This is a genomic window from Aliirhizobium wenxiniae, assembly GCF_014201355.1.
Lineage (GTDB): Bacteria > Pseudomonadota > Alphaproteobacteria > Rhizobiales > Rhizobiaceae > Neorhizobium > Neorhizobium wenxiniae.
Window position 1 is genome coordinate 1,053,100 of sequence record NZ_JACHEG010000002.1, and the last position, 26,350, is coordinate 1,079,449.

At 60.9% G+C, this 26,350-nt stretch carries 19 protein-coding genes; 5 read left to right on the plus strand and 14 right to left on the minus strand.

From position 1 onward, the window contains the following. Positions 1-17 precede the first annotated feature (17 nt). The 5 genes from HNQ72_RS13005 to mscL all read right to left on the minus strand — a co-directional run bounded on the left by HNQ72_RS13005 (position 18) and on the right by mscL (position 5,093). Positions 18-1,154, minus strand: a complete 1,137-nt coding sequence (locus HNQ72_RS13005; protein WP_210319572.1) for a cupin domain-containing protein — start codon at positions 1,152-1,154, stop codon at positions 18-20. A 114-nt stretch (positions 1,155-1,268) separates the two neighbouring features. Next, positions 1,269-2,081, minus strand: a complete 813-nt coding sequence (locus HNQ72_RS13010; protein WP_183992638.1) for a polysaccharide deacetylase family protein — start codon at positions 2,079-2,081, stop codon at positions 1,269-1,271. Positions 2,082-2,180: 99 nt separating this feature from the next. Next, positions 2,181-3,215, minus strand: a complete 1,035-nt coding sequence (gene galE, locus HNQ72_RS13015) for a UDP-glucose 4-epimerase GalE (protein ID WP_183992639.1) — start codon at positions 3,213-3,215, stop codon at positions 2,181-2,183. 155 nt (positions 3,216-3,370) lie between these two features. Further along, a complete protein-coding gene (locus HNQ72_RS13020) occupies positions 3,371-4,546 on the minus strand; it encodes a pyridoxal phosphate-dependent aminotransferase (RefSeq protein ID WP_183992640.1) in 1,176 nt (391 codons plus the stop codon). 115 nt (positions 4,547-4,661) lie between these two features. Next, positions 4,662-5,093 carry a large conductance mechanosensitive channel protein MscL gene (gene mscL, locus HNQ72_RS13025; protein WP_183992641.1) on the minus strand — a complete coding sequence of 144 codons (432 nt, stop codon included), beginning with the start codon at positions 5,091-5,093 and terminating at the stop codon, positions 4,662-4,664. A gap of 210 nt (positions 5,094-5,303) precedes the next feature. Between mscL and HNQ72_RS13030 the strand changes: the two genes are divergently transcribed. Then, positions 5,304-8,816, plus strand: coding sequence for a hybrid sensor histidine kinase/response regulator (locus HNQ72_RS13030; protein WP_183992642.1), 3,513 nt, complete (start codon positions 5,304-5,306; stop codon positions 8,814-8,816). A 208-nt stretch (positions 8,817-9,024) separates the two neighbouring features. Next, on the plus strand, positions 9,025-10,266 hold the full coding sequence (locus HNQ72_RS13035; protein ID WP_183992643.1) for an OpgC family protein: 1,242 nt from the start codon (positions 9,025-9,027) through the stop codon (positions 10,264-10,266). Positions 10,267-10,345: 79 nt separating this feature from the next. Here the strand turns inward: HNQ72_RS13035 and HNQ72_RS13040 are convergent, their stop codons facing one another. The 5 genes from HNQ72_RS13040 to HNQ72_RS13060 form a co-directional block, all read right to left on the minus strand. Beyond that, positions 10,346-11,314 (minus strand): bile acid:sodium symporter family protein, encoded by a 969-nt coding sequence (locus tag HNQ72_RS13040; RefSeq protein WP_183992644.1) that lies wholly within the window; start codon positions 11,312-11,314, stop codon positions 10,346-10,348. Between the two features lie 117 nt (positions 11,315-11,431). Further along, entirely contained in the window at positions 11,432-12,205 is a 774-nt protein-coding gene (locus tag HNQ72_RS13045) for an amino acid ABC transporter ATP-binding protein (protein WP_183992645.1), read from the minus strand. Then, the gene (locus HNQ72_RS13050) at positions 12,202-12,882 is read right to left on the minus strand and encodes an amino acid ABC transporter permease (RefSeq protein ID WP_183992646.1); all 681 of its coding nucleotides are present in this window, start codon (positions 12,880-12,882) and stop codon (positions 12,202-12,204) included. Before HNQ72_RS13050 ends, HNQ72_RS13045 begins: the two co-directional genes overlap by 4 nt. A 142-nt stretch (positions 12,883-13,024) precedes the next feature. After that, positions 13,025-13,810 carry an amino acid ABC transporter substrate-binding protein gene (locus HNQ72_RS13055; RefSeq protein ID WP_183992647.1) on the minus strand — a complete coding sequence of 262 codons (786 nt, stop codon included), beginning with the start codon at positions 13,808-13,810 and terminating at the stop codon, positions 13,025-13,027. A gap of 150 nt (positions 13,811-13,960) precedes the next feature. Next, a complete protein-coding gene (locus tag HNQ72_RS13060) occupies positions 13,961-14,371 on the minus strand; it encodes a hypothetical protein (RefSeq protein WP_183992648.1) in 411 nt (136 codons plus the stop codon). Positions 14,372-14,922: 551 nt separating this feature from the next. Here HNQ72_RS13060 and HNQ72_RS13065 point away from each other — a divergent pair. Together HNQ72_RS13065 and HNQ72_RS13070 are read left to right on the plus strand one after the other, a co-directional pair. Beyond that, the gene (locus HNQ72_RS13065) at positions 14,923-15,627 is read left to right on the plus strand and encodes an ABC transporter ATP-binding protein (protein ID WP_210319574.1); all 705 of its coding nucleotides are present in this window, start codon (positions 14,923-14,925) and stop codon (positions 15,625-15,627) included. Beyond that, positions 15,624-16,427 carry an ABC transporter permease gene (locus HNQ72_RS13070; RefSeq protein ID WP_183992649.1) on the plus strand — a complete coding sequence of 268 codons (804 nt, stop codon included), beginning with the start codon at positions 15,624-15,626 and terminating at the stop codon, positions 16,425-16,427. Before HNQ72_RS13065 ends, HNQ72_RS13070 begins: the two co-directional genes overlap by 4 nt. A 19-nt stretch (positions 16,428-16,446) precedes the next feature. On the opposite strand, the gene HNQ72_RS13075 is transcribed toward HNQ72_RS13070, so the two are convergent. From HNQ72_RS13075 to HNQ72_RS13090, 4 genes are read right to left on the minus strand one after another with little or no spacing between them, the layout of a single operon-like run. After that, entirely contained in the window at positions 16,447-18,660 is a 2,214-nt protein-coding gene (locus HNQ72_RS13075; protein WP_183992650.1) for a 3-hydroxyacyl-CoA dehydrogenase NAD-binding domain-containing protein, read from the minus strand. Positions 18,661-18,673: 13 nt separating this feature from the next. Then, on the minus strand, positions 18,674-19,882 hold the full coding sequence (locus tag HNQ72_RS13080) for an acetyl-CoA C-acetyltransferase (protein ID WP_183992651.1): 1,209 nt from the start codon (positions 19,880-19,882) through the stop codon (positions 18,674-18,676). A gap of 40 nt (positions 19,883-19,922) precedes the next feature. Continuing rightward, positions 19,923-20,165 (minus strand): hypothetical protein, encoded by a 243-nt coding sequence (locus tag HNQ72_RS13085; protein ID WP_183992652.1) that lies wholly within the window; start codon positions 20,163-20,165, stop codon positions 19,923-19,925. Between the two features lie 51 nt (positions 20,166-20,216). Beyond that, on the minus strand, positions 20,217-22,010 hold the full coding sequence (locus HNQ72_RS13090; RefSeq protein ID WP_183992653.1) for an acyl-CoA dehydrogenase C-terminal domain-containing protein: 1,794 nt from the start codon (positions 22,008-22,010) through the stop codon (positions 20,217-20,219). 461 nt (positions 22,011-22,471) lie between these two features. Here HNQ72_RS13090 and HNQ72_RS13095 point away from each other — a divergent pair, with 461 nt between their 5' ends. Further along, the gene (locus HNQ72_RS13095; protein ID WP_183992654.1) at positions 22,472-26,335 is read left to right on the plus strand and encodes a peptidoglycan-binding protein; all 3,864 of its coding nucleotides are present in this window, start codon (positions 22,472-22,474) and stop codon (positions 26,333-26,335) included. Positions 26,336-26,350 lie beyond the last annotated feature (15 nt).

Genomic DNA, 26,350 nt, shown 5'->3' on the forward strand with positions numbered 1-26,350 from the left:
TTTAACTCATGTTTTCATCAGCGCACTACGGCCTCGCGTGACCGGCGCAGAGCGTTCATCACCGTATCGTCGAGGCCGAGATGTCCGCGAATGAGATCCGGTGGGGTCAAAGCCATCCAGCGGTTGAGCGAGATGTCGCTGCAGAGGCGGCTGTTGAAGACGTTGATCATCCTGACCGGGGTCGTGCCGACATTTTCGATATAATGGCCGAGCGTGCGCGGCACGAAGCCGACATCGCCGGCGCGATAGTTGAAGGTGCGCGCCTTGGAGGTTGCATCGAACACGGTCATCCGCGCTTCGCCCTCGATGTAATATTGCCATTCATCGGCATCGGGATGCCAATGCATTTCGCGCATGCCGCCCGGCTCGATCTCGATGATCAGCGCCGACAGCGTCGTGACCGGAAAATCGCGGGCATCGATCGTCTTCACCGTGCCGCCACTGTAGCGAACCGCCTCGATGCCGGACGCATGGAAAACATAAGGCTGCGGGATCGGGCTGTCAGGCAGTTCCGCTCGAACGGCCTCAAGCGGCTTCGCCACGGGCAGGCGGAAAATGTATTTTTCCGACTTCGGTATGCCTGCAAAATGATCGCTCGTTACGCCGAAATTCCTGGCGAGCACGCTCGGTGGGGTATGAGCCATATATTCGGTGATCAGCAGCGTTTCGTTTTCGGAGAAATTGCCGTCGTCGAAGACAAGCAGGAACTCCGTTCCCTCCTCCATGCCCTGGATGGAATGGGGAATGCCGGCCGGCACAAGCCACACATCTCCCGACTTCAAATCGTCGATCGACAGATTGCCGTCGGGATCGACCACGGTCAGGCGCGCGGTGCCCTGTAATATGTAGGCCCATTCGGCTTCCTTGTGCCAATGCAGCTCGCGCACGACACCCGGGCCGAGCCGCATGTTGACGCCGGCCATGGATTTCGCCACCGGCAATTCGCGGACTGTTACCTCCCGCGCCCATCCGCCGTCTTCCAGCCGGTTATGCGCCATGGCGAAGGGAAATTTCAGGTTGGGCAGCGATCCGTTGTCGGTTTCCGGCGGCAGAAGGATATCCGGGTTCTGCAGATCGAGCGGCAAATTGCGCGGACCGGGATCGTCGGCACCATGCGTACCGCGGATCGGTTCGAATTTCGGCTGGTCTGTCATGGTCATCATCCCTGTGGGCTTGCCTTTCGGCGTTGGGACGATGATTGCAGGTCAGGCCGCCTTGTGATTGCCAAAACCCACGAATTTTGGCGAAAACCCCGCTAATCGGGAGGCTCAGAACAGGCCGGGGCGCTGCGCGGTCGTATCGTTGTCGCCGACTGTCTCGACATCGGCCAGCCGGACGAATTCGACGCCGCGGGCCTTGAGCTTCAAAATAGCATTGGCGACACCCTGCCCTGCCGCATGGGTCGGCTGGTTGATGTGGGAGATGACAACATCGCCATCCTTTGCCCCCGCAATGCGCTTTTCGGCGGCGCCTGCGCCCAGCAGCGAACCGTCATCGCCGTTCAGCGAATAACCGGCGACGCGATAGCCCATCTTGCGGATCTCATCGATGGAACTCGCATCGTATTTCGCCGTCGCGCCGCGGAACCAGCGCGGCGCAGAGAAACCCGCCGCGATCACCGCTTCGGCGCCCTTGCCGACTTCCCGCGACACGGCCTCAGGCGATCCGGCGGACGGGATGCCGTAGACGGGCATGGCGACATCGATCGCCGGAATGTGGTTCTCGCCGTGGTTCTCGATCTCGAACAGGTCCGGATTGGCAATGAAGGTCGCCACCGTCTGCGGGTTCTTTCTCAGCCAACGGGCAGTGACGAAGATCGTAGACGGGATACGTTCCTTGATGAGTGTCGACAGTATGCGCTCATCAACGGCGCCCATGCATGCGTCGAAGGTCAGAGCGACACGCGACTTGGCGCCGGCCCCACCCTTGGCAAGATGCAGGCGCGGCTCGACCAGCTTTATCTTTGGCAAGGCGGCTGACGACGATTGTGCGGCAGCCTTGGGGATATCCGAGGCGTAGGTCGGCAAGGCGGCAATACCGCAGAAAAGAAGAACAAGACCGGCTGTCAAAGAGAGGCGCATGATATCCGTCGGATCAGAGTGGTTGCGCTTCCTTTACTCCTCAAGCAATCGCTTATCCATAATCATTTCGGCATGACACCCCTGCCGTTTGACCGCACATCAGAAGCGCACGGCGGCCAGACGCTGGTGGAGCGAGCGGAGATCTTCCACCCGGCGACCGGCCAATTGCCCTTCCCAGGCGATCGCGGTCTCGACGATCAGGTCTAGATCGTCATGGCGCGGCTGCCATTCGAGAAGCCTGCGGGCGAGTGTCGAATTGGCAACGACGCTTGCCGCATCTCCCGGACGGCGCGGGCCGTAATGAAACTCGAACGAGTGGCCGCTGACGCGCTTCACCGCGTTCAGCACTTCCAGCACCGAATAACCGCGGCCATAGCCGCAATTGGCAATCAATGGCTCGCCGCCACGGCGCAGATAGCTCAACGCCTTCAGATGCGCTTCGACCAGATCGGTGACGTGGATATAGTCACGCACACCGGTGCCATCCGGCGTGGGATAATCGGTGCCGTAGATATCGACGCCCGGCCGCTCACCGAGCGCTGCCTCGCAGGCGAGCTTGATCAGATGTGTCGCTCCGACGGTGGACAGACCGGTGCGACCGAGCGGATCGGCGCCGGCGACATTGAAATAACGCAGGGCGACAAAGCGGAAGTCGTAGGCGGCAGCGGCATCGCGCAGCATCAGTTCCGACATCAGCTTCGACTGGCCGTAAGGGTTCTTCGGTAGCGTCATCGCGCTTTCCAGAACCGGCGTGTCATCCTTCTGGTCGCCGTAAACTGCGGCTGTCGACGAAAAGACGAAATGCCGGATGCCGGCCTCGATCGCGGCCGCCGCCAGAAGCCGGGTCTTGCTGGTATTGTTCTCGTAATAATCGAGTGGATGGGCGACAGACTGCGGCACGACGATCGAGCCGGCGAAATGCATGATCGCCTCGATCTCGTTTTCCGCAAAGATCTGGGCAAGCAGGGCCTGATCGCCGACATCGCCGAGATAGAAGCGTGCCGCATCCGGCACGGCCCAGCGGAAGCCGGTGGAAAGCCGGTCGAGCACGACCACATCTTCCCCGGCATCCAGCAATGCCCAGGCCATGTGGCTGCCTATATATCCTGCACCGCCCGTTACCAGGACTGCCATGATCCACTTCCCTGCCTTTTGTTTTCGGCAGGTAAGCATTGCGGCGCTTGATCATCGGTTACTTATGACGCTGTGGCCCAACTATATCCGGTGGCGTGGATAAGAGAGGTTTTCGGGGATATTTCGAATTTTAGCGAATATCCCCGACAGGTGTCTCAAAGTGCCTTGATATAACCCGCAAGCCGGTCTGCGGCCTCTTCGACATGTTTCGGATTGCGCAGGAAGCAGGCGCGCAAAAAGTTCTCGCCGCCCTTGCCGAAGGCCGATCCCGGCGCCAGCGCCACGCCAATCTTGTCGACGATATCGAGGGCCGCCGCGCGGCTGTCGGTGATGCCGTCGACCTTGAGGAAGGCATAGATCGCCCCCTCCGGCTTCAAGGTCTGAACACGATTGGTGGCGATCAGCATGTCGCAGAGAATATCGCGGGACTGACGGGCACGCTCGATATTCTCCTCGACGAAGCCATCGCCTTCATTCAGCGCCACGACTGCGCCGCGCTGCATGAACTGGGCGACACCGGAATTCGAATACTGGATGAGGTTTTCGATGACCTGCCCGAGTTCCGGCGGGGCAACCAGCCAGCCGACACGCCAGCCGGTCATCGACCAGTTCTTGGAGAAGGAATTGGCATAGATGATGCGGTCGTTCGGCTCGGCTACATCGAGGAAGGACGGCGCGCGCCGCGTGCCGCCGAAATAATAGCGGGAATAGATTTCGTCGGCGATGATCCAGAGGCCGTGTTTGCGGGCAAGCCCCAGGATGCTGGCCAAATCTTCCTGCGTCGCGGTCCAGCCGGTCGGGTTGGACGGCGTGTTGACGAACAGGCCCTTGGTCTTCGGCGAGATCATGGCTTCGAGCTTGTTCAGGTCGAGCGACCATTTACCGCCGGTGAACTCAAGCGGCAGGCCGGTGGCAACCGCGCCGGAAAGCTCGATGGCCGAGACGATGTTCGGCCAGGTGGGCGACAGATAGATCATCTCGTCGCCCGGTCCGCAGATCGCCTGCACGGCCATCATGATGGCATGCATGCCGGAGCCGGTGACGTAAAAATGTTCGGGCGGCAGGGTGACGGCGAAATGGCGGGCGTAATAATCGGCCAGTGCCTGGCGCAGTTCGGGAATGCCGCGCTGCCAGGTGTAGAATGTCTCACCGCCGAGCAGTGCGTCGGATGCCGCGCGGTTGATGAAATCCGGGCTCGGCAGATCGCCCTCACCCGCCCAAAGCGGGATCAGATCGTCACGGCCGCCGATGCGGGCATGGGTGATGATCTCGACAATGCCGCTTTCAGGAGCAGCAAGAGCGCGGGAACTGAGGGAGCCAAGCAGAGACATGCGGATTTCCTGTTTTTCGTGTGCCTTTCATAGCGCAGAAAAGTCCGGAAATCCCATGAGTTTCCTTGAGCCTGCAATTCATTGTTCTGATGAGTTGCAGGCTCAAGGCGTCTCGTTACTTGGTCTTCAAGATATCGCGGATTTCCGAAAGAAGCTGGATATCGGCCGGCGGCGGTGCAGGCGTTTCATCGACCGGCTTCTTTTCTTCCATGGCGCGAAGCCTGTTCACGCCCTTGACCATCAGGAAGATGATGAAGGCGAGAATGACGAAGTTGATCATAACAGTGATGAAGCTGCCATAAGCGAAGACCGCGCCCTGCTTGCGCGCTTCTTCCAGCGACGGTGCCGTGACGGCGCTCGACAGTGCGATGAAGTAATTGGAGAAATCGAAACCGCCACCGGTGATCGCGCCGACGATCGGCATGACGATATCATTGACAAGCGATGTAACAATGCCGGTAAAGGCGCCGCCGATAATGATACCGACCGCCAGATCGATAACATTGCCCTTCGCAATGAATGAACGAAACTCGCTGACTACAGACATGACTTGACCCCTCTCTCGGTTGCCGTCGGGCTTAACATAGCGTTTCATCAGATACTGAAAAGGTGCAAAAAGCCAAGGGTTTAAACCTGACAAATCCTCGGAGACGCTTCGGCTGCATTGAACTTTTTGACGAGGCTGCGCCGATTTCCAACGCTTCATGTTTCGCTTAATCTCATCTCCTGTCCGCACATGCCTGCGGGGGGAGGAAACATGCTTCCAGGCTGGGTCATTCTTGTCTCGGCATTCGCCTATATCCTGCTGCTTTTCGCAGTGGCGAGTTACGGCGACAGAAAGAGCCGGCTTTCGGGTGTACCCAAAGGCGGGCGTCCGCTCGTCTATGCCTTGAGCCTTGCCGTCTACTGCACCTCCTGGACTTATTTCGGCGGCGTGGGCCTTGCCTCGCAGCGCGGGCTGGAATTTGCGGCAATCTATGTCGGGCCTATCCTGGCGTTTACGCTCGGCATGCCGATCATTCGCCGCATCGTGGAACTGGCCAAGGCGGAGAAACTCACTTCGATCGCAGACTTCATCGCCGCCCGTTACGGCAAGAATGCCACGGTGGCGGCGATCGTCGCGGTGCTCGCGCTTGTCGGTACCGTCCCCTATATCGCTCTGCAGCTGAAAGCCGTGTCCAGCTCCGTCGCGGTGATGGTCAATCCGTCCGATTTCGGCATCGGTAGCGGCAACCTGCATTTCATCGATCTTGCCCTGATCGTCACCCTGCTGATGGCCTGCTTTGCCGTCGTCTTCGGCACACGCCACACGGATGCCACCGAGCATCAGGACGGCTTGATCCTGGCTGTCGCGATGGAATCGCTGGTGAAGCTCCTGGCCTTTGCGACCGTCGGCATCGCCGTCGTGTTCTTCATGTTCGACGGGTGGTCGGACCTCGCGGCCAAGGCTTCGGAAAACCTGCTTGTCGCCTCCGCCGCATCCTACGAGACGCCGCTCAGCCGATGGGTGCTGGTCATTCTCCTGTCGGCGTTTGCGATCGTCATCCTGCCGCGGCAGTTCCATGTGACGGTGGTGGAGAACCGCACGCCAAAGGAACGTCGCGCCGCCGGTTTCCTTCTGCCGGTCTATCTGATCGCCATCAACATCTTCGTCATCCCCGTGGCGGCGGCGGGCCTCATCACCTTCGGCGGCATGGGTGATGCCGACCTTTACGTGCTGACGCTGCCGCTCGAAGCCGGGCTTCCCTTCGTGACGCTTATGACCTTCATCGGCGGGTTTTCGGCGGCAACGGCGATGGTGATCGTGGAATCGGTGGCGCTGTCGATCATGATTTCCAACGATATCGTGCTGCCGCTTTTCCTGCGTCGGAAGCTCGCCTCGCATGCCGGCGCACAACAGGACCTTACCCGCACTCTGCTCAATATCCGCCGTGCGGCGATCTTTGCCGTCATGCTGCTCGGCTACGGTTATTACCGGATGGCCGACAGCCAGTCGGGGCTGGCCTCGATCGGCCTTCTCGCCTTTGCCGCCATCGCACAGATCGCCCCTGCCCTGCTCGGCGGCCTGATCTGGCGGCGGGCCAATGCGCGCGGCGCAATCCTCGGCCTCTCCTTCGGCTTCCTGTCCTGGGCCTATCTGCTGTTTCTGCCGAGCCTTGGCGGACCGGACAATTCGCACATCGCGGCGGCCGTGCTGAACTTCATCTTTCCGGGGGCTGCGATCTTTTCCGGTCCGGAAATCGATCCCTTCGTCACGACGACGATCTTCAGCCTGGCGCTCAACACGATTGCCTTTGTGCTAGGTTCGCTGTCGCGCAATCCGCGGCCGGTGGAGCGGCTGCAGGCGGGGATTTTCGTCAAGCGCCAACCGCGGTCGCAATTTGCCACGCGCGGCTGGAAGACCCGCATCGGCGTCGGTGACCTGAAGACCGTGATCGCCCGTTATCTCGGCGAGGAGCGGATGCTGCGCTCCTTCTCCAATTACGAAAAAACTGCAGGGCGCCGGTTCCGGGACGACCAGCAGGCCGATATGGCGATGATCCATTTTTCCGAACAGCTGCTCGGAAGCGCAATCGGCTCCTCGTCAGCACGGCTCGTGCTTTCTCTCCTGCTGCAGAAGGTAGAGGACACCAATTCCGATACGGCCTGGCTGCTCGATCAGGCGAGCGAGGCGCTGCAATATAACCAGGACATGATGCAGACGGCGCTTTCCCACATGGATCAGGGGATCGCCGTCTTCGACAGTTCCGACCGGCTGACAGTGTGGAACCGGCGGTTCCGCCAGTTGCTCGATCTTCCGGAACAGGCAGGTCAGGTGGGCTTCCTGCTGTCTGATATCGTGGCGCTGCTGGTCGAACGCGGCGATGTAAGCGAGAACGAGAAAGAAGCGATCACCAGCCAGTTCAAGGATCTCGGAACGACCTTCTCGCTTATGGTGCAGGGCGGCGGGCGGATCATCGAAGTGCGCAGCAACCCAATGCCGGATGCGGGTTTCGTTGCGACCTTCACCGACATCACGGCGCGCGTGGCCGCAGACCAGGCGCTGAAACAGGCGAACGAGACGCTGGAGCAGCGGGTCGGAGAGCGCACCGCCGAGCTTACCCGCGTCAACCGCGCGCTCGGCGAGGCTCGGGCATCGGCCGACGAGGCGAATGTGAGCAAGACCCGCTTCTTTGCGGCCGCCGGCCATGACATCCTGCAGCCGCTCAATGCCGCCCGGCTTTATTCCTCGACACTGGTCGAACGATTGGCCGGCGCGGACAAGAATGCAGCGATCGCCCGCAATATCGACAGTTCGCTGGAATCGGTCGAAACTATCCTCGGTGCGGTGCTGGATATTTCAAGGCTCGATACCGGTGCGATGAAACCGCGTTTCGGCTCGATCGAGCTGGACGATCTGTTCAAGCGGATCGACACTGATTTTTCGCCGATGGCGCGGGAGAAGGCTCTCAAGTTCGTCGTCATGCCGACTTCGCTGAAAGTGGTATCCGACGCCAACCTGCTGCGCCGGCTGGTGCAGAACCTCGTTTCCAACGCGATCAAATATACGGTCTCCGGCAAGGTTATCGTCGGCGCACGCCGGCGCGGCGACAAGGTGATCATCGAGGTGCTGGATTCAGGCATCGGCATACCGTCATCGAAATTCCGCACCGTGTTCAAGGAATTCGCCCGACTGGAGGATGGCGCGCGGACCGCAAGCGGATTGGGGCTTGGCCTTTCCATCGTCGACCGGCTGTCGCGGATGCTGAGCCATCCGGTGCAACTTGCCTCGCAGCCCGGCCGCGGCACGACCTTCCGCGTCGAGATCCCGCGCGACCTTGCTGCGCCGAACGCGTCTTCGGCCAGAATTCGACGCGAGCGTGCAAAACCCGCCAATGTGTTGAATGGATTGCGGGTGCTCTGCGTCGACAACGAACCTCAGATCCTCGAAGGGATGAATCTTCTGATCACCGGCTGGGGCTGCACGGTCAGCCAGGCCCGCTCGCTTGCCGAGATCGACACGATCATCACGGGACGCGAACCGCCGCCGGATGTCGTCATCGCCGATTACCATCTCGACGACGGTTACGGGATCGAGGCGATCCTTGCGCTCAGATCCCATTATCAGGCAGCAATACCGGCGATGATGATCACGGCCGACCGGACGCCGGAAGTTCGGGCCGAAGCCGAGCGGCACGGAATTGCTGTCCAGCACAAGCCGGTGAAACCTGCGGCAATCCGCGCCTATCTCACGCAAAGCGTCGGATTGCGCCGGGTCGCAGCCGAATAGTTTTCCACACCCACTGACAAATGCCGTTCATGTGACAGTCATCACGGACTGTTTACGGTTGAAATGTCTGAACGTCGGGTAATACCGATTCTTGCCGGAACTCTCCGGCTTCTCGCGACGTTTAGGCGCGTGACTTCCTGGCCCGCAGAGGCCTTACGGACCGAGGGGCTCAAACCATCGGAACCGGCAGAGACGGAGACCGCGACCGATGAAGCGCTTTGAAATCATTGACGGAATGCGAGGGTACTTCCTCGTCTTCATGGTACTCAACCACCTTATCTTTGCTGGTGGATACCTGCTTGTAAAAATCAATCACAACCAGCTCGCCTTCGTCGAAGACGCGCAGGGTTTCGTATTCCTGTCCGGCCTGATGATCGGCATGGTTTATGCCCGCAAGATGATGAAAGCGGGGTATGCGGCCGGTCGCTCGGCGATCTATAGCCGCGCGTTCGAGCTTTATCGTTATGCCATGGGCATCGTGATCGCGGTCATGGTGGCGCAGATGGTGCTGCCGGGCGCATATTCGATCTGGTTCAACTGGCTTGGCTACACGACCTTCGATGATCCGCTGCGTCTCGCCGCGATCGCGACCTTCCTGTACCAGCCGACCTTCATGGATATCCTGCCGCAATACATCATCTACATGCTGTTTGCGCCGATGCTGATCAAGCTCGTGCTGGACGACAAGTGGCACTATGTCGTGGCCGCCTCGATCATGCTGTGGATGGCCGGTCAGCTTGGCCTGCATCAGTTGCTCACGATCCCGCTCAACGAACTGGTCATGGGTGCAGACGATCAGGGCCTGCGCGTTTCGTTCAACCTGTTCGGCTGGCAGATCGTGTTCTTCTCGGGTCTGGTGCTCGGCGCGCTTACGTCGTCGGGCAAGATCAACTGGGGCAATGTGCTGTCGCCTGACAACACCTTCATCCCCAAGGTCGCGCTGGTGCTGGTGCTGTTCTTCCTGCCGCTGCGCCTGATCACCGCCAACGAGCTGATGCCGCCGCACATGATCGGCAAGTTCGCCTCGATGGAAATCCGCGCCGATTTCGGTCCGGTCTATCTGCTGAACTTCGCCGCGATGGGCCTGCTCGTCACATGGCTGCTGGTTGCCGGTCCCAAGCACAAGGCTGCGTGGGTTCGCAATGTCGCAGCAGCGCTGACCTGGGTCTTCACCCTGCGCTTCCTGCGCCTGCTCGGCCGCCACTCGCTTTATGTCTATGTGTGGCACGTCGCGATCGTTTACTTCGTCTATTATTTCGACGGTCGTTCGCCGGAGCTGGACGAACTCACCAAGACGGCCATTGCGGTGGTCGCGGTTGGCCTGCTTGCCATCCCGGCCGTCTGGCGGGAACGCGACAAGTATCTCGGCACCGCGGAGCCGGCACCGGCCAAGGCCTGCGACCCGAAACCGGCCGCTTCCACCGGCCAGCAGCAGATGGTCGTGCGGTAAAACCAAACGGATCGAGAAATTGCAAAGGGCGACCCGAGGGCCGCCCTTTTCGTTTATGGAAAGCGATCCGCCTTGTGCTTCAGTGCGGGACAACGACCCGGTTGGTTGCGGCATCCGCATCGACATCTTCCTTGCCGGCAAACCAGTTGGCGAGAAGTGCGCCGGAAATGTTGTGCCAGACGGAAAAGATGGCGCTCGGGACTGCGGCAAGCGGCGAGAAGTAGGCGGTGGCAAGGGCTGCACCGAGGCCGGAATTCTGCATGCCGACTTCGATTGCGAGCGCCTTGCGCTTGTAGAAATTCAGGCCGAGCGCCTTGGCGGCGAAATAACCAAGCAGATAACCGAGGCCGTTATGCAGCATGACGACGGCGAAGATCAGCAGGCCGGACTGGGCGATCGCACCCTTCGATGCACCGACAACTGCGGCGACGATCAGCACGATGCCGACGACGCTGACCAGCGGCAGGACCGGGATCGCGGCGCGTACGAGGCCGGGGATCAGCTTCTGCGCCAGGAAACCGAGCGCCAGCGGCAGGATGATGACTTCGAGAATGCTGACGAACATCGCCCAGGCATCGACCGGAAGATACTGGCTGGCGAACATCCAGACGAGGAAGGGCGTGACGATGGGGGCGGCAAGCGTGGTGACGCTGGTGCAGGCAACCGACAGAGCGACATCGCCACGGGCAAGATAGGTCATGACGTTGGACGAAGTGCCGCCCGGGCAGCAACCGACGAGAATGACGCCGGCGGCGACTTCCGGCGGCATCGGGATGATCTTCGTCAGCAGCAGGGCAAGTGCCGGCATGATGGCGAAATGGGCAACGACGCCGATCGCCACTTCATAAGGGCGGCGGGCCAGTTCGCGGAAATCATCGACCGAAATGGTGAGGCCCATGCCGAACATGATGATGCCGAGAAGGGCGACGATCCACGGCGTCACCTGTTTGAAGGTGTCGGGGAAGAAGAAGCCGAGAACGGCGAACAGGATGACCCAGATTGCGAATGTTTTTCCAACGAAGGCGGAGAAGATTGCCAAGGATTTCAAGAATGCACTCCCGAACGAAATAAAGTGTCGCGCGGTCTAATCCTCTCAAGCCCGGCGTCAAGGCCGATTTGACGAATATCAGTTCCCTATCCGTCCGTTTCGGCCCTCATCAGCCGATCAGATCCCCTCCCCGTAGCCGGACTGCACGGCAGCGCTGATCGACGAAACGAAGCGGCGGGTGCGCTCGTGTTCCGGTGCGCCGAAGACGCGATCGGCCGCGCCCTGCTCAACGACCTTGCCGGCTTCGAGGAAGACCGCATGATCGGCAACGCGGGAGGCGAGGCGCAGGTCGTGGGTGGCAATGACCATGGTCGTGCCTTCGGCCGCAAGCTTGCTGAGGACCTCGACGACTTCGGTCGCCAGTTCCGGATCGAGCGCCGAGGTGGGTTCGTCGCAGAGCAGCACGCGCGGCGACATGGCGAGTGCGCGGGCGATCGCCACGCGCTGTTGCTGGCCGCCGGAAAGGGTCGAAGGCCATGCGTCGATCTTATGCGCCATGCCGACCTTGGTGAGCAGTTCACGCGCACGGGCATCTGCCTTCTCACGCGGCCATTTCAGCACCGTGACAAGGCCTTCCATGACGTTTTCCAACGCCGTGCGGTGCGGGAAAAGCTGGAAATTCTGAAAAACCATGCCGGTCTGGCGGCGGATTTTTTGAACTGCATCCCAGCCGACCTTTTTGCCGGGAGCGAACTCGATTACCGCCTCACCCAGGCGGATCGTGCCGGAGGTCGGGATTTCGAGCAGGTTGATGCAGCGCAGAAGCGTGCTCTTGCCGCCACCCGACGGGCCAACAAGGGCGGTGACGCTGCCTTCTTTCACCTTGAGGCTGATATCGTCGATGACCTGAAGGTCGCCGAAATTCTTGCGGATGTGGGAGAGCTCGATCATCGGTTGGCCTCCAGCATGCCGCCATATCTCGAAAAGCGTTTTTCCAGCCGCACCTGCAGCGCCGAGAGCACGGAGCTGAGCGCCAGATAGATGATCGCCGCCTGGATATAGAGGATCAGCGGTTCGTAGGTTGTGGCGACGATGCGCTGCGCGGCCTGAAACAGTTCCGGCACGGTGATGGCGGCGGCAAGCGAGGTATCCTTGACCAGCGAGATGAAGGTGTTGGAGAGCGGCGGCACGGCAACGCGGGCGGCCTGCGGCAGAATGGTGCGGGCCATGGCCTGACGCCAGTTCATGCCGATCGAATAGGCGGCTTCCCACTGGCCCTTGGGCACCGAGGCGATGACGGCACGGATGATTTCGGACGAATAGGCGCCGATATTCAGCGTGAAGCCAATCAGAGCAGCCGGGAAGGCATCGAGCAGGATGCCGACGCTGGGCAGGCCATAAAAGATGACGAAAAGCTGGACGAGCAGCGGCGTGCCGCGGATGACCCAGACATAAAACCTTGCGATCAGCACCAGCGGGGTGGGGCCGAACAGCCGGGTGACGGCAGTGATGAGACCGAGCGTCAGGCCGAAGGCGAAGGAGAGCAACGTCAGCGGCACGGTGAATTTCACGCCGGCCCAAAGCAGGGTCGGGAATGAATCCATCATCAATTGAAGCCAATGCGGCACGGGCGAAGTCCTCTACTTTCAAACATTGCGGTCTCACGAACGCGAAAACGCCCGGCCAAGGCCGGACGTTGTGGTTCAGCTTTCGCCAAATCCTAGCACGGTTCAAACCGTCGTGGATCGGACGAATATCTCTTTCAATCTCTTACTTGGAGACGTCCTGACCGAAATACTTGTCTGAGATCGTCTTGTAGGTGCCGTCAGCCTTGATATCGGCCAGGGCCTTGTTGACCTCGGCCACCAGCTCGTCGTCACCCTTGCGCAGAAGGATGCCGGAATAGCTGGCTTCAGCCTGTTCGGCGACGATCTTGACCGGGGCGTCTGCCTTCTGCTTCTTGAAGTCGAGGAAGGAGAGGCTGTCGTTCAGCGTCGCATCGGCGCGGCGGGTGAGAACCAGCTGGATCGACTGGTCGAAACCATCGGTGCCGACGAGTTCGGCGCCTGAAGCTTCAGCCATCTTGCCATAGTTGCTGGTGAGCGACTGGGCGGCCTTCTTGCCCTTGAGGTCAGCAAAGCCCTTGATATCGGTGTTGTCGTCACGGACGATCAGCACGGCCTTGGAGGCAATGTAGGGTTCGGAGAAGGCGTATTTCTGCTTGCGGGCATCGGTGATGCCAACCTGGTTGATGACGGCGTCGTAACGATCCGCATCGATACCGGCGATCAGGCCATCCCATTTGCCTTCGACGAACTGCGCCTTGACGCCGAGCTTCTTGGCTACCGCTTCACCGATCTCGACATCGAAACCGACGAGCTTGTTTGCGGCATCGTGGAAGGTGAAGGGGGCATAGGTGCCTTCGGTGCCGATGCGGATGACGCCGGCCTTTTTGATCTTGTCGAGGTTTTCACCGGCGAAAACCGGAGCGGCAAAAGCGGCCTGCACGAGCAGGGCTGCGGCAACGGCCTTGAGAGTGTTTTTGACGAGGTTCATTTCGGTATTCTCCAACGAATGAGTTGGTGTGGTGATCGCAGAAAATAGGCGCGTTGTGAGGAAAGAAAACTGCCGTCGAAAGCGGCAAATGCGAATATTTTTTGCTCCATCCACGGGCAAGTGCTCAAAATGCCGATTTGTCGCAGGTTTTCATGAGGTTTCATCGCTATCCGCAGCACGATCTGACGCTCGACCGGCATATTTGGGTGTGTCATCAGGTGCAGCGGCCCTGCCATAGATTTCGTCCATGGCCGCAAGCGCTTGGTCGTGCGGCAACGTACCCTTGCCGAGACAGGGCGGAAAAGCATCGTGATATCCACCTTGCTGATATTGCGTCTCGCTGATGAAGCCTTTGCATGCCCTGGCACGGCGGCAGGCAGGCAGTTTGCAGGTCTTGTGGCGACCGAGATAGGTCATGACGGGCTGGGTGAATTTCTGGTACTCATGCGACCTCTCCCGCGGGGAAAGCCGGTCTAGCTCGCCCCATGTCATCCAGGGTAGGGCAAGCTGGCTATCCGCTTCTTCGATGATGCGCCGTTTTTCCGCCTCGCTCCTTGCCATCCTCGCCTTCTCCTTCAGATACGATCCATCCTTTACGCGACCGGTTTCGGTCCGCACGATCGCCTTACTGATTTTGCCGGCGTACCGGGTATGCACTCCAATTCATTCGCAAAACCCTGGAGAGCCCACGCGAGTGCGGAACCTCACTTTGGTTTTTAGTCTGTGGCTCCGCACTCGCGTGGCCTTCGGCGTTTTCTCGGGACTTCCGGTCCCTACGGGTGATCTTCTCGCCTCGCTGCACATCGGCTCTCGCTGATGCTTGGACGGCTCAACCGAACCCGGCATGGCTGCCAGGGGGAGGCTTGATAGGGAGAGAGTTGCCGCTCTCCCATGCGTTTCACCCCTTCCGCCCTTGCCGCACGTTACGGATCAGACGAAAGCGCCGGCCCCCACCTGCCCGCGAACGTCTCGCGCAACACTCCGGCGGTGAGAGCGAGTGGATTGTAGGCATAGGTTGGGAAGGTGGGGATGAAGTTTGGCGTAAGAGGTTGGTTTTGTTTGGGCCGGGCGTGATTTCATCCCCACCATGATGGGGGCGAGCGTCGAGGCGCTTGGATGACCTCACCCTTGGACCTTTCGATGGCAGAAACACTTTCAACCGTGCAACCAATCGCCACGCCATATTGCGCCCCCGCTTTTCCGGTGCCATTACCAACCTCATGCAAAATCCCGCCATCAGACTGAAAGCCAAGGGGCTGAAATTCCAATCGGTTGGGCCGATCGAACTTGAGGTGGCGGCGGGGCGGTGTCTGGCGGTGAGCGGGCCTTCGGGGGCGGGAAAGAGCCTGACGCTGCGGATGCTGGCCGATCTGGTGCCGCATGAGGGGGATTGTTTTGTCGACGGGGTGGCTTCCTCTTCCATGACCGGGCCGGCATGGCGTCGGGTGGTGCGTTATGTTTCTTCGGAACCCGGCTGGTGGGCGGCAACCGCTGGCGAGCATTTTGCCGATGCCAAGGCGCAGGCCGAGGGAATGAAACGGCTTTTTCTCGATGCCTCGCTTCTGGAGGCTGCACCGGAGCGGCTTTCGACCGGAGAGCGGCAGCGCATGGCGTTTTTGCGGGCAATCGAGGATCGGCCGAAAGTGCTGCTGCTGGACGAGCCGACATCGGCGCTGGATCCGGATTCGGTGAAGGCGGTGGAAGAGATCGTCAGGGAGTTGATGGGGGGTGGATGCGCCGTGGTGCTGACATCGCATGACCCCGAACAGGTGGAGCGGCTGGCCGACCATGTGATGACGCTTGCGAGGCCTTTATGAACGGTCTGGTTTTCGGCCCATGGGAGCTGGCGTTTGCGGCACTGCTGGTTCTGGTCAATGCGGCGTTGTCAGTGGCTTTCAGCCTTGGCATTCACCGGTCGATCCTGATTGCGGCGCTGCGCATGGTGGCGCAGCTTCTGCTGGTCGGTTTTGTGCTGGGTTTCATCTTTACCAGCGCCGACCACTGGCTGAGCCTTCTGGTTCTTTTCGCGATGCTTATGGCTGCGACATTCGAAGTGGGATCGCGGCAGCGCAAGAAGTTGATCGGTTTCTGGCATTACGGGCTTTCCGGCATTGCCGTCTCCGGCGGCACGATGCTGGTGGCGGCCTTTGCGCTGATGACGGTGGCGGGATCGGAAGACTGGACGACGCCCAGGATCGTCATTCCGATCTTCGGCATCATTTTAGGCTCGGCGATGAGCGCCAGCAGCATTGCGCTCAACAATATTTTTGAGGGCGTGTCTTCGCAGCGGGCGGCAATCGAGGCGCAGCTGGCACTCGGGCACACGCGCGCCCAGGCCATGGCGCCGCTGATGCAGCGGGCGATCTATGCCGGGACGCTGCCGGTCCTGAACCAGATGGCGGGGGCTGGCCTTATCACCCTGCCGGGCATCATGAGCGGGCAGATATTGGCCGGGGCCAATCCGCTCATAGCGGCGCAATCGCAGATTTTTCTGATGCTGCTTTTATGCGCCGCCTCGACGGCCAGCGTGGTGACCGCCGTGTGGCTCGCCGCCAAAAGCCTGAGCGACGAGCGGGAGCGACTGAGGCTCGACCGGTTTCGGGTGAAGAAGGGATGAGAGCCTCTGGAAGGCGGCCTTACGCCGCCTCCCCTAGTTTGCCATAGGGGTTGAAACGCTCGTAGAAGGTTTCGCCGTTGGCAGTCATGTCCTTCAGGAGCGGCGTCGGGGCGAAATGATCGCCGTATTGTGCCGCCAGTTTTTCCGCCAGAGCGACGAAGGTTTTTACGCCCATGCCGTCGATGTAAGACAGCGTGCCGCCGGTGTAAGGGGCGAAGCCGAAACCGAGGATGGAGCCGACATCGGCTTCTCTTGGGTCTGTGACGATGCCTTCCTCGACCGTCCGTGCGGCTTCCAGCGCGATCGTGACGAGGAAGCGCTGCTTGAGCGTTTCGACGTTGATCTCGTCAGGACGTTTCTGGGGGTAGAGATCCTTGAGGCCAGGCCAGAGGGACTTTTTCGCGGGCTTGGCCGGGTAATCGTAAAAGCCCTGGCCGTTTTTGCGGCCGCGGCGGTCCAGCACATCGACCATCTTGTCGATCAGGGCCATGTGTTCCTGCTTGACCGATTTCGGGCCGAGATCGGCGATCGAGGCCTTCATGATCTTCTGGGAAAGATCGACGGCGACTTCATCGTTGAGCGACAGCGGGCCGACGGGCATGCCGGCCATCTTGGCGGCATTCTCGATCATCGTGGCCGGCACGCCTTCGGCGAGCATGTCATAGGCCTCGTTGATGTAACGGAAGACGCAGCGGTTGACGAAGAAGCCGCGGGTATCGTTGACGACGATCGGGGTCTTCTTGATCTTCGCGACGAAATCCAGCGCGACGGCCAGCGCCTTGTCTCCGGTCTTTTTGCCGAGGATGACTTCAGTCAGCATCATCTTTTCGACCGGCGAGAAGAAATGCACGCCGATGAACTGGTCCGGGCGTTTCGAGTTTTCCGCCAGACCGGTGATCGGCAGGGTGGAGGTGTTGGAGGCGAAGACTGTGGTTTCCGGGATGACGGCTTCGATCTGTTCGATGACGGCCTTTTTCACCGCGCGGTCTTCGAAGACTGCCTCAATGACGAGATCGGCATCCGAGAGCGTGGCGTAATCGGGCGTGGGGGTGACGAGCGATAGCAGCTCTTCGCCCTCTTCCTTGGTCATACGGCCCTTGGCGATGCTGTCGGCCACCAGCTTTTCGGAGACGGTCTTGCCCTTGTTGGCGGCCTCCTGATCGCGGTCGATCAGGACCACGGGGATGCCGGCTGCGGCGGTGACATAGGCGATCGAGGCGCCCATGAAGCCGGCGCCGACGACGCCTACCTTGTTGAACTCGCTCTTTTCGACGCCGGCCGGACGGCGGGCGCCCTTGCCGAGTTCCTGCATCGAGATGAACAGCGAGCGGATCATCGAGAAGGCTTCGGTGGTCTGCAGAACTTGGGTGAAATAGCGCTGTTCGACCTTCAGGGCCGTATCGAAGGGAAGCTGCAGGCCCTCATAGACGCATTTGAGGATGGCGAGCGCGCCCGGATAATTGCCGGCGGTTTCGCGGCGCAGGATCGCCGGGGCTGCGGGCCAAAGCTGGGCGGCCTGGGGCGTCCAGATGCCGCCGCCGGGAGCCTTGAAGCCCTTTTCATCCCAGGGGGCGACGGGTTTCAAACCGTCCTTGATCATCTGCCTGGCGGCGGTGATCAGTTGATCCGGCTCGACGACCTGATGGACGAGGCCCATGGCCTTGGCGCGCGCAGGCGCAAGCGACTGGCCGGTGGTCATCATCTGCAGGGCGGACTGGGCATCGGTGAGGCGCGAGACACGCTGGGTGCCGCCGGCGCCGGGGAAGATGCCGACCTTGACTTCGGGCAGCGCCAGCTTGACGGACTTGGAATTGGCGACGACGCGACCGTGGCAGGCGAGCGACAGCTCGAATGCACCGCCCATGCAGGTGCCGTTGATGGCCGAGACCCACGGCTTGCCGCTGGTTTCAATGGCGCGGAACAGCCAGGTCATGCGGCCGGCGACATCGAAGAGTTTTTGCGCGGCGGCAGCGGGATCTTTCGCGCGCTCGTCCTGCAACATGGAGAACATGCCGCGGATCATGGTGAGATCTGCGCCGCCAGAGAAGGTGGATTTGCCGGAGGTGAAGACGACGCCCTTAATGGCGGTGTCCTCGACGGTTGCTTTTAGGATCGCTTCGAGTTCGTCCATCACTTCCTGCGTGAAGACGTTCATCGATTTGCCGGGCATGTCCCAGGTGATCAGGGCGATGCCGTCCGCGTCGGTTTCGACGGTGAAGTTTTTGTAGGTCATCGTCTCTCTCCCCTTAGACGCGTTCAATAACCGTTGCCGTGCCCATGCCGGCGCCGATGCAGAGGGTGACAAGCGCGGTGTTCAAATCGCGGCGTTCCAGTTCGTCCAGAACCGTGCCCAAAATCATCGCGCCGGTGGCACCGAGCGGGTGGCCCATGGCGATGGCGCCGCCGTTGACGTTCATGATGTCGTGCGAAATGTCGAAAGCCTGCATGTAGCGCAGGACGACGGCGGCGAAGGCCTCGTTAAGCTCGAAGAGATCGATATCAGAAATCTTCATGCCGGTGCGGGCCAAGAGCTTTTCGGTGACGTCGACCGGACCGGTCAGCATCAGGGCCGGATCGGAGCCGATATTGGCGAAGGCTTTTATGCGGGCACGGGGTTTGATGCCCATCGATTGACCGCCGGCCTTCGAGCCGATCAGCACGGCAGCGGCGCCATCGACGATGCCGGACGAATTGCCGGCATGGTGGACATAATTGATCTTTTCGATTTCCGGATGGGCCTGGATGCCGACGGCTTCGAAACCGCCCATTTCGCCGGGCATCTGGAAGGAGGCGTTGAGCGAGGCCAGCGCCTGCATGTCGGTTCCCGGACGCATGTGCTCGTCGCGGTCGAGGATGATCAGGCCGTTCTGGTCCTTTACCGGGATGACGGAGTTCTTGAAGTAACCGGCATCCCAGGCTTTGCCGGCGCGCTTCTGGCTTTCGACGGCATAGGCATCGACGTCATCGCGGGAAAAACCGTATTTGGTGGCGATCAGATCGGCCGAGACGCCCTGGGGCATGAAATAGGCCGGGAAATTGACCGAGGGGTCCATGTACCAGGCACCGCCGGACATGCCCATGCCGACGCGGGACATAGACTCGATACCGCCGGCGATGACGATGTCGTCAGAGCCGGCTGCAATCTTGCCTGCGCCAAAGTTGATGGCGTCGAGACCGGAGGCGCAGAAACGGGAGATCTGCATGCCGGGGGCTTTTGTCGAATAGCCGGCTTCGAAGGCGGCGGCCTTGGGGATGACGGCGCCGCTATCCATCACCGGATCGACGCAGCCCATGATGATGTCGTCGACGGTCGTCGTGTCGAGGCCGTTACGGTCGCGGATGGCTTCGAGCGTTTTGGCGGCGAGGCGGACGGAGGGGACCTCGTGCAGCGATCCATCCTTCTTGCCGCGACCGCGCGGGGTGCGCACATGGTCGTAAATGAAGACTTCGGTCATGGTGTTGTCTCTCCCTACAGCCGTCATCGGCAAGTAAATGTTATTTCAGTGTCCACTTTCCTCGCCGATCATCGTCAGCAGGGACCATCAGACCCTTTTTTCTAAGTTCGGTGGCCGCCCAACGCATGTCGTATTGCCAAGAATAAAACAGATCGTGGCCTGCGAGATCCTTTTCATGATGCTCCCAGATATGACGCGCGACATAAAGGATTGATGCCTCACCACCATTGGATTTGAGGGCGTCAATTACCCAACCAGTCAAATCAGCTTTAGCAACCGTCAAAGTCCCCTCCCCAACCCTCCCCACAAGGGGGAGGGAGCACCTCAGCGCAAATCAGAACGCTTCCGCCGCCAGTTCCATCACAGTATCGCTGCCCGCCTCGATACGCACCTTGCGCAGTGCCGTTTCCGGCATCACCTTTTCCATGAAGAACCTTGCGGTGACGAGCTTGTTCTTAAGATAGTCCTCGCGCGGGTCGCCGCTGCCAAGCTTACCTTGAGCGGTTTTGGCCATTTTCGCCCACATGTAGCCCAAGGTCACGAGGCCGAAGAGGTGCATATAGTCGGTGGAGCCGGCGCCGGCGTTGTCGGGCTTGGCCATGGCGTTCTGCATGAACCACATAGTGGAGGCCTGCAGGTCGTTGAGGCCCTTCTTCAAACCCTTGGTGAAGGGAGCCATCGCCTCGTCGGAACGGTTTTCCTCACAGAAATCACCGATTTCCTTGAACATGGCCATGACGGCGCGGCCGCCGTTTAACGCCAGTTTGCGGCCGACCAGATCGAGCGCCTGGATGCCGTTGGCGCCTTCATAGATCATGGTGATACGGGCATCGCAGACATACTGGCTCATGCCGTGTTCCTCGATATAACCGTGACCGCCGAAAACCTGTTGGGCCATGACGGCGTGGTCGAAGCCCTTGTCGGTCAAGACGCCTTTGAGGATCGGGGTGGCGAGGCCCAAGAGATCGTCGGCATTCTGGCGTTCGGCCTCATCCGGTGAGCGGTGGGCGATGTCGGATTTCAGTGCGGTCCAGAGCAGGAAGGCGCGGCCTGCCTCGTTGAACGACTTGATGGTCATCAGCGAGCGGCGGATATCCGGATGGACGATGATCGGGTCGGCCTTTTTATCCGGTGCCTTTGCGCCCGAAAGCGAGCGACCCTGGATGCGTTCATTGGCGTAGGCGACGGCGTTCTGATAGGCAGTCTCGGCGATCGACAGGCCCTGCAGGCCGACGCCGAGGCGGGCCTCGTTCATCATCACGAACATGGCCGAGAGGCCCTTGTTTTCTGCACCGATGAGATAACCTACGGCATCGTCATAATTCATGACGCAGGTGGAATTGCCGTGGATGCCCATCTTTTCTTCGATGGCGCCGCAAGTCGCGCCGTTGCGGCTCCCAAGCGAACCATCCTCGCCCACCATGAATTTGGGGACGATGAAGAGCGAGATGCCCTTGGTGCCTTCCGGCGCACCTTCGATGCGGGCGAGAACCAGATGGATGATGTTGTCAGTCATGCCGTGTTCGCCGGCGGAGATGAAAATCTTCTGGCCGGAGATCTTGTAGGAGCCATCGCCCTGCGGCACGGCCTTGGTGCGCAACAGGCCCAGATCGGTGCCGCAATGGGGTTCGGTGAGGTTCATGGTGCCCGACCACGTGCCTTCGACCATTTTGGGCAGATAGGTGGTCTTCTGCTCATCCGAGCCGTGCACGAGAATGGCGGCGATAGCGCCCTGCGTCAGGCCCGGATACATCATCAGCGACATGTTGGCCGACGACATGTATTCGCCGACGGCGGCATGCAGGGTATAGGGAAGCCCCTGCCCGCCGAACTCTTCCGGCACAGCAAGACCAATCCAGCCGCCCTGGCAATACTGGTCATAGGCTTCCTTGAAACCCTTCGGTACGGTGACCGAGCCATCATCCCTTCGGGTGCAGCCTTCCTGATCGCCGGAAAGGTTGAGCGGAAACAGCGCTTCCTCGGCCACTTTTGCCGCTTCGCCGACGATTGCTTCGACCATATCCGGTGAGGCATCGGCGAAACCGGGCAGGTTGCCATAGCGCTCAAGGCCCAGAACATCATTGAGAATGAAAAGCGTATCGGTGGTCGGGGCCTTATAGACTGGCATCGATGAGCATCCTCCCTGTCATCTTCAGCGGCAGCACCACTCCTTCTGCGCCTCGTTTCCGAAAGCGTCCCCATGAAGGGCCGCTGCGCTGGCACTGCCAATTCTTGCATTCGTCATTTAATTGACGTGCGCGTAAACGTCAATTGGTACTCACAGGCAATTTATGAGGCCACGGGCGCGGAGATAGGGCGGGTAAGTGCGAAGTCAGCCGCATCAGCACATATTAGAATCTTATGGAATAGTTAAAATCTGAGGCGCCCTTAACGGGTTGTTTACCATGTTTGCAGACATAGTGAGCGATCTGACGGTTCGATGCGTTTGCTTCGAAATGCGTTCAAACCGTCACAATGGCAAGTCTTGCGTAAGGTTGCTCTAATATTCGATTTTACTCATGGAGGAATGCCTCCGGGGGAAACGTTCAGAGTCGGACCGGCAGGATCAACGTCGAAACGAGCGAGCACATGAACGGATCACGATCGGCACATCCTCGTCACGGCGACCGAGACCGCTCGTCGCTGGATGCGCTGAGCCGCACAATCGAGGGATTGGAAGCACGCATTCAGGGCCTGATGGCAGGCGGACGCGCGCCCGCACAGGCGCCTGCAGCAGCACCGCAAAGAGCCATTGACGACAACCGTCAGCCGCACATGCCGGCCGGTCCTGATCCGCGTGCGAAGGCGAGCCCCGCCGGTACGGGTTACGCGGAGCGTGCGCGCGACCCGCTGGCAGAAATCCGCGAGCGGCAGCGCATGCTCGAACAGGCAGGCCAGAGCAGCCGCCGTTTTGAAAACAGTGCAGCAATGCCTGTAGCGCCGGCGCGCGCCGAGCAGCGATCTGACCAGCGCACCGGCACCCGCCGCGAAGACATTCGCCAGCCGGCGGTTGCCACGCGCGTGGCCGAGGCCAACCAGCGCCGCGCCGACATTCGTGAATTTACCGAGACGCTTTCCGGCCTGAGACAGGATCTCAAGCGCGACATTTCCGAGGGCGTATCGCATGAGATGCGGTCGCTGAAGGAAGAAGTGCGCGCGATCCGCGCCCAGGCAGAAGGCTCGCGTTTCACGCAGGATGTGCAGGCGGACCTTGCGCGGCTTGCCCAGGGTATCGACCAGCTGGCGATGCAATCGGCTCCCGGCGCTTCCGGCCTGCGTTCCGAATTCGAGGATCTGCGCAGCGTCATGGACGGGCTTGCCCGGCAGGAATCGCTGCGGCAGATGCAGGACCAGTGGGTAGGGCTCGAAGAACGGCTACAGGACGCCGACACAAGCGCGTTGCGGGAAGAACTGGTGGCGCTTGCCTACCGGGTCGATGAAATCCGCAACCAGCTGGGCGTGATGGCGGACAGCCCGACCATTCGCGCGCTGGAACAGAAGCTGCTGGCGCTTGCCGGCATGATGGAACAGCTCGGCTCTCGCATGAAGCCGAATGATGCGGCGATCACCGAACAGTTCAGCCAGCTGGATCACAGGCTGGATGAGATCAGCCGTGCAATCGCCGCCAATTCCCGCGCCAGCGCCGCCAATACGCAGGACGAGCTTGCAATGCAGCGGCTGCAAGACCGGATTGAAGACCGTTTGGCCGGGCTGATGGAACAGGTGGAAACGATCGGCCGCTACACCGCCGACCAGAGCGCCACTGACGGGCTTTCCATGCGGATCGAACTGCTGGCCGGCAGAATAGAAGAAATGGCCGAGGAGCAGGCGACAGCCCAGCTTCAGGAGCGGATCGAACAGCTTTCGGTGCTGGTGCAGCAGATGCACGCTCCCGGTCGGCAGGAAGACGTCACCAACTACCTTTCCGACATTTCGCGCAAGATCGACGCGCTGGACACGAGCTTCAGCGCCGAAGGACTTGGCGAGCGGCTCGACTATCTGTCACGCCGGATCGACGAGATGGAACACCAGCCGCGGCCCGCAGACGATGACGGCGCTTTCGTGCGGATCGAGGACAGGCTGAGCGCCATTGCGGCGCAGCTGGACGAGGCAACTTCGGCGCCACGCAATGACGACGAGGCCCTGCGCGGGCTGGAAGCACAGATCGCCAATCTTTCGACGCTGATTTCGCAGCCGAGCAGCGCGCCTGCCGCATGGCCGCCGGAATTCGACAACCGCATGGCGGCGATCGAAGGCTACATGGCAACCAATGACGAATATATCGTCGAGGCCGCCCGGCAGGCGGCCGAAGCGGTGGTGGAAGCCTATTCCCGCAATCTGGGCGCGGATGCCCCCGGTACCAGCGGCGACATGGCAGCACTTGCCGCACTTGCCGACGACCTGAAGCATCTCGAAGAGCTGACGCGCGGTTCCGAAAGCCGGACGCACCAGACCTTCGAGGCGCTGCATGGAACGCTGGTTCAGATCGCCGAACGGCTGGACCAGCTGGAAGGCCAGTTTACGACTGCGCCTGCCGTGTCCTATCGAAACGAAGAGCCTGTTCGCCAGCCGGCCTTTACGGCTGCACCGATCCAGCGCGACATGCCGGTGGCGCGTGAAGCTGTACTTTCCGCTGACGTCGCCCAGGAGCTTGCCGGCACGGAAATGCCGCGCACGGAAGCCCGGCTGAGAGAGACCAGCGCGATCGGCTCCACCATGGCCGATCATGTTCCGGCGATGCTTTCGCCGGTCGATGCCGAGACGAACATTGAAGACGAAACAAAGCCTGCGAGGAAGAGCCTGCTCGGTGGTCTGGCCAAGCGCCTTCGCCCCGGCTCGAAGCAGGAGAAGCCTGCCAAGACACGGACCTTCGTCGACCCGACGCCATCGATCGACCCTTCGGCAGATGATGCCGTGGTTGCCGGCGACACGCTGGAGAGCGAAGGCGAAAACGACCTTCTGGAGCCGGGTTCCGGTGCGCCGGATGTTCGCAAGATCCTCGAGCGGGTGAGAGCCAGCCAGGCGGCCGGCGAATTCGGCGCTGAGCGGGGCGGCGATCGCACAGGCGACCGCGCCGACTATATCGCTGCTGCCCGCCGCGCTGCAAAGGCCGCCGCGCAGGAGGCTGATCCTTCGCAGATGGGCTCGCTTGCAAAGGCCAAACCCGCCAAGGCCAAGCCTGCTGTTGGCAAGGCCGAGAAGGAAAAGGGTGTATCGGCGTTTTCACGCCATCGCCGGCCAATTCTGATGGCAGTCGGCGCCGTTCTTCTGGCGTTGATGGCGATGCCGCTGATCAAGACCGTGACGAGCGGCAGCCCGGCACCGCAGGTGGCTTCCGTCGAGCAGCCGGTGATTGCGGCCGCTCCCGAAGCAAGCGCGCCGACGCCTGCCGCTCTTATTCCGCAGACGCCGACGGCTTCCGAGGCTCCGGTCTTACCGCAGAGCGCTGCGCCTGAGATAACGGCTCCGCCGACGGAGCAAATGGCAAATGCACCCGAGGCTGCAGCGCCGCAGGCAACCGATTCGGATGTGGCTGCGGAAGCTCCCGCGGAAAACCTCCCAGCGGCTCCGATCGCGCCGGTCGAACACGCCTCGATCGTTGTGCCTGCCGGTATCGAGCCACAGTCGATGGCCGATGCGGCAGCGGCCGGTGACGCCAATGCGCTGTTTGAAATCGGCGCACGCTTCAGCGACGGCCGCGGAGTTACGACCGATCTCGGCGAAGCCGCCAAGTGGTACAAGCTTGCTGCCGATCGCGGTCTTGCACCTGCGCAATATCGGATGGGCAACCTTCTGGAAAAGGGAACCGGCGTCGAGCGCAATCTCGGCGAGGCGATCTCCTATTATCGTCAGGCGGCGCAGGCGGGTAATGCCAGCGCGATGCATAACCTGGCGGTTCTCTATGCTTCGGGCGCAGCTGGCCAGCCGGACTATGCCGCAGCCGTCGAATGGTTCCGCAAGGCAAGCGAACTCGGCGTCGCCGACAGCCAGTTCAACCTTGCCATCCTCTATGCCCGCGGCAACGGGGTGAAACAGGATCTCGAAGAAAGCTACAAGTGGTTCGGCGTGGCCGCCAAGGGCGGCGATACGGATGCCGCGGCCAAGCAGGAAGAAGTGGGCAAGGCGATGCGCAAGGAGCAGCTGGACAGCGCCCGCGCCAAGCTGAACTCCTGGACCGCCAAGCCGCTCGACCCGAATGCCAATGCCGTCAACCTGCCAGACGAATGGGCTTCCGGCAAGAAACTGACGACCGCATCGATCGACATGACCAAGGCGATCCGCAACATCCAGGCCATTCTGAACAAGAATGGTTTTGATGCCGGCACGCCGGACGGAAAGATGGGTGCGAAGACGGTTGCGGCGATCAAGTCGTTCCAGAACTCGATCGGCCAGGAGCCGACCGGCAAGGTGGACGACGCCATGGTGCGCGAACTTCTCAAGCGAAACGGATAAAGCTCCCGTCGCCGG

Bases quoted from the DNA above. Each gene is read 5' to 3' on its own strand.
- HNQ72_RS13005 (WP_210319572.1), bottom strand. From the start codon at position 1,154: ATGACAGACCAGCCGAAATTCGAACCGATCCGCGGTACGCATGGTGCC.
- mscL (WP_183992641.1), bottom strand. From the start codon at position 5,093: ATGTCTGTAGTCAGCGAGTTTCGTTCATTCATTGCGAAGGGCAATGTT.
- HNQ72_RS13070 (WP_183992649.1), top strand. From the start codon at position 15,624: ATGAACGGTCTGGTTTTCGGCCCATGGGAGCTGGCGTTTGCGGCACTG.
- HNQ72_RS13035 (WP_183992643.1), top strand. From the start codon at position 9,025: ATGAAGCGCTTTGAAATCATTGACGGAATGCGAGGGTACTTCCTCGTC.
- HNQ72_RS13095 (WP_183992654.1), top strand. From the start codon at position 22,472: ATGAACGGATCACGATCGGCACATCCTCGTCACGGCGACCGAGACCGC.
- HNQ72_RS13045 (WP_183992645.1), bottom strand. From the start codon at position 12,205: ATGATCGAGCTCTCCCACATCCGCAAGAATTTCGGCGACCTTCAGGTC.
- HNQ72_RS13010 (WP_183992638.1), bottom strand. From the start codon at position 2,081: ATGCGCCTCTCTTTGACAGCCGGTCTTGTTCTTCTTTTCTGCGGTATT.
- galE (WP_183992639.1), bottom strand. From the start codon at position 3,215: ATGGCAGTCCTGGTAACGGGCGGTGCAGGATATATAGGCAGCCACATG.
- HNQ72_RS13020 (WP_183992640.1), bottom strand. From the start codon at position 4,546: ATGTCTCTGCTTGGCTCCCTCAGTTCCCGCGCTCTTGCTGCTCCTGAA.
- HNQ72_RS13090 (WP_183992653.1), bottom strand. From the start codon at position 22,010: ATGCCAGTCTATAAGGCCCCGACCACCGATACGCTTTTCATTCTCAAT.
- HNQ72_RS13075 (WP_183992650.1), bottom strand. From the start codon at position 18,660: ATGACCTACAAAAACTTCACCGTCGAAACCGACGCGGACGGCATCGCC.
- HNQ72_RS13055 (WP_183992647.1), bottom strand. From the start codon at position 13,810: ATGAACCTCGTCAAAAACACTCTCAAGGCCGTTGCCGCAGCCCTGCTC.
- HNQ72_RS13060 (WP_183992648.1), bottom strand. From the start codon at position 14,371: ATGGCAAGGAGCGAGGCGGAAAAACGGCGCATCATCGAAGAAGCGGAT.
- HNQ72_RS13080 (WP_183992651.1), bottom strand. From the start codon at position 19,882: ATGACCGAAGTCTTCATTTACGACCATGTGCGCACCCCGCGCGGTCGC.
- HNQ72_RS13030 (WP_183992642.1), top strand. From the start codon at position 5,304: ATGCTTCCAGGCTGGGTCATTCTTGTCTCGGCATTCGCCTATATCCTG.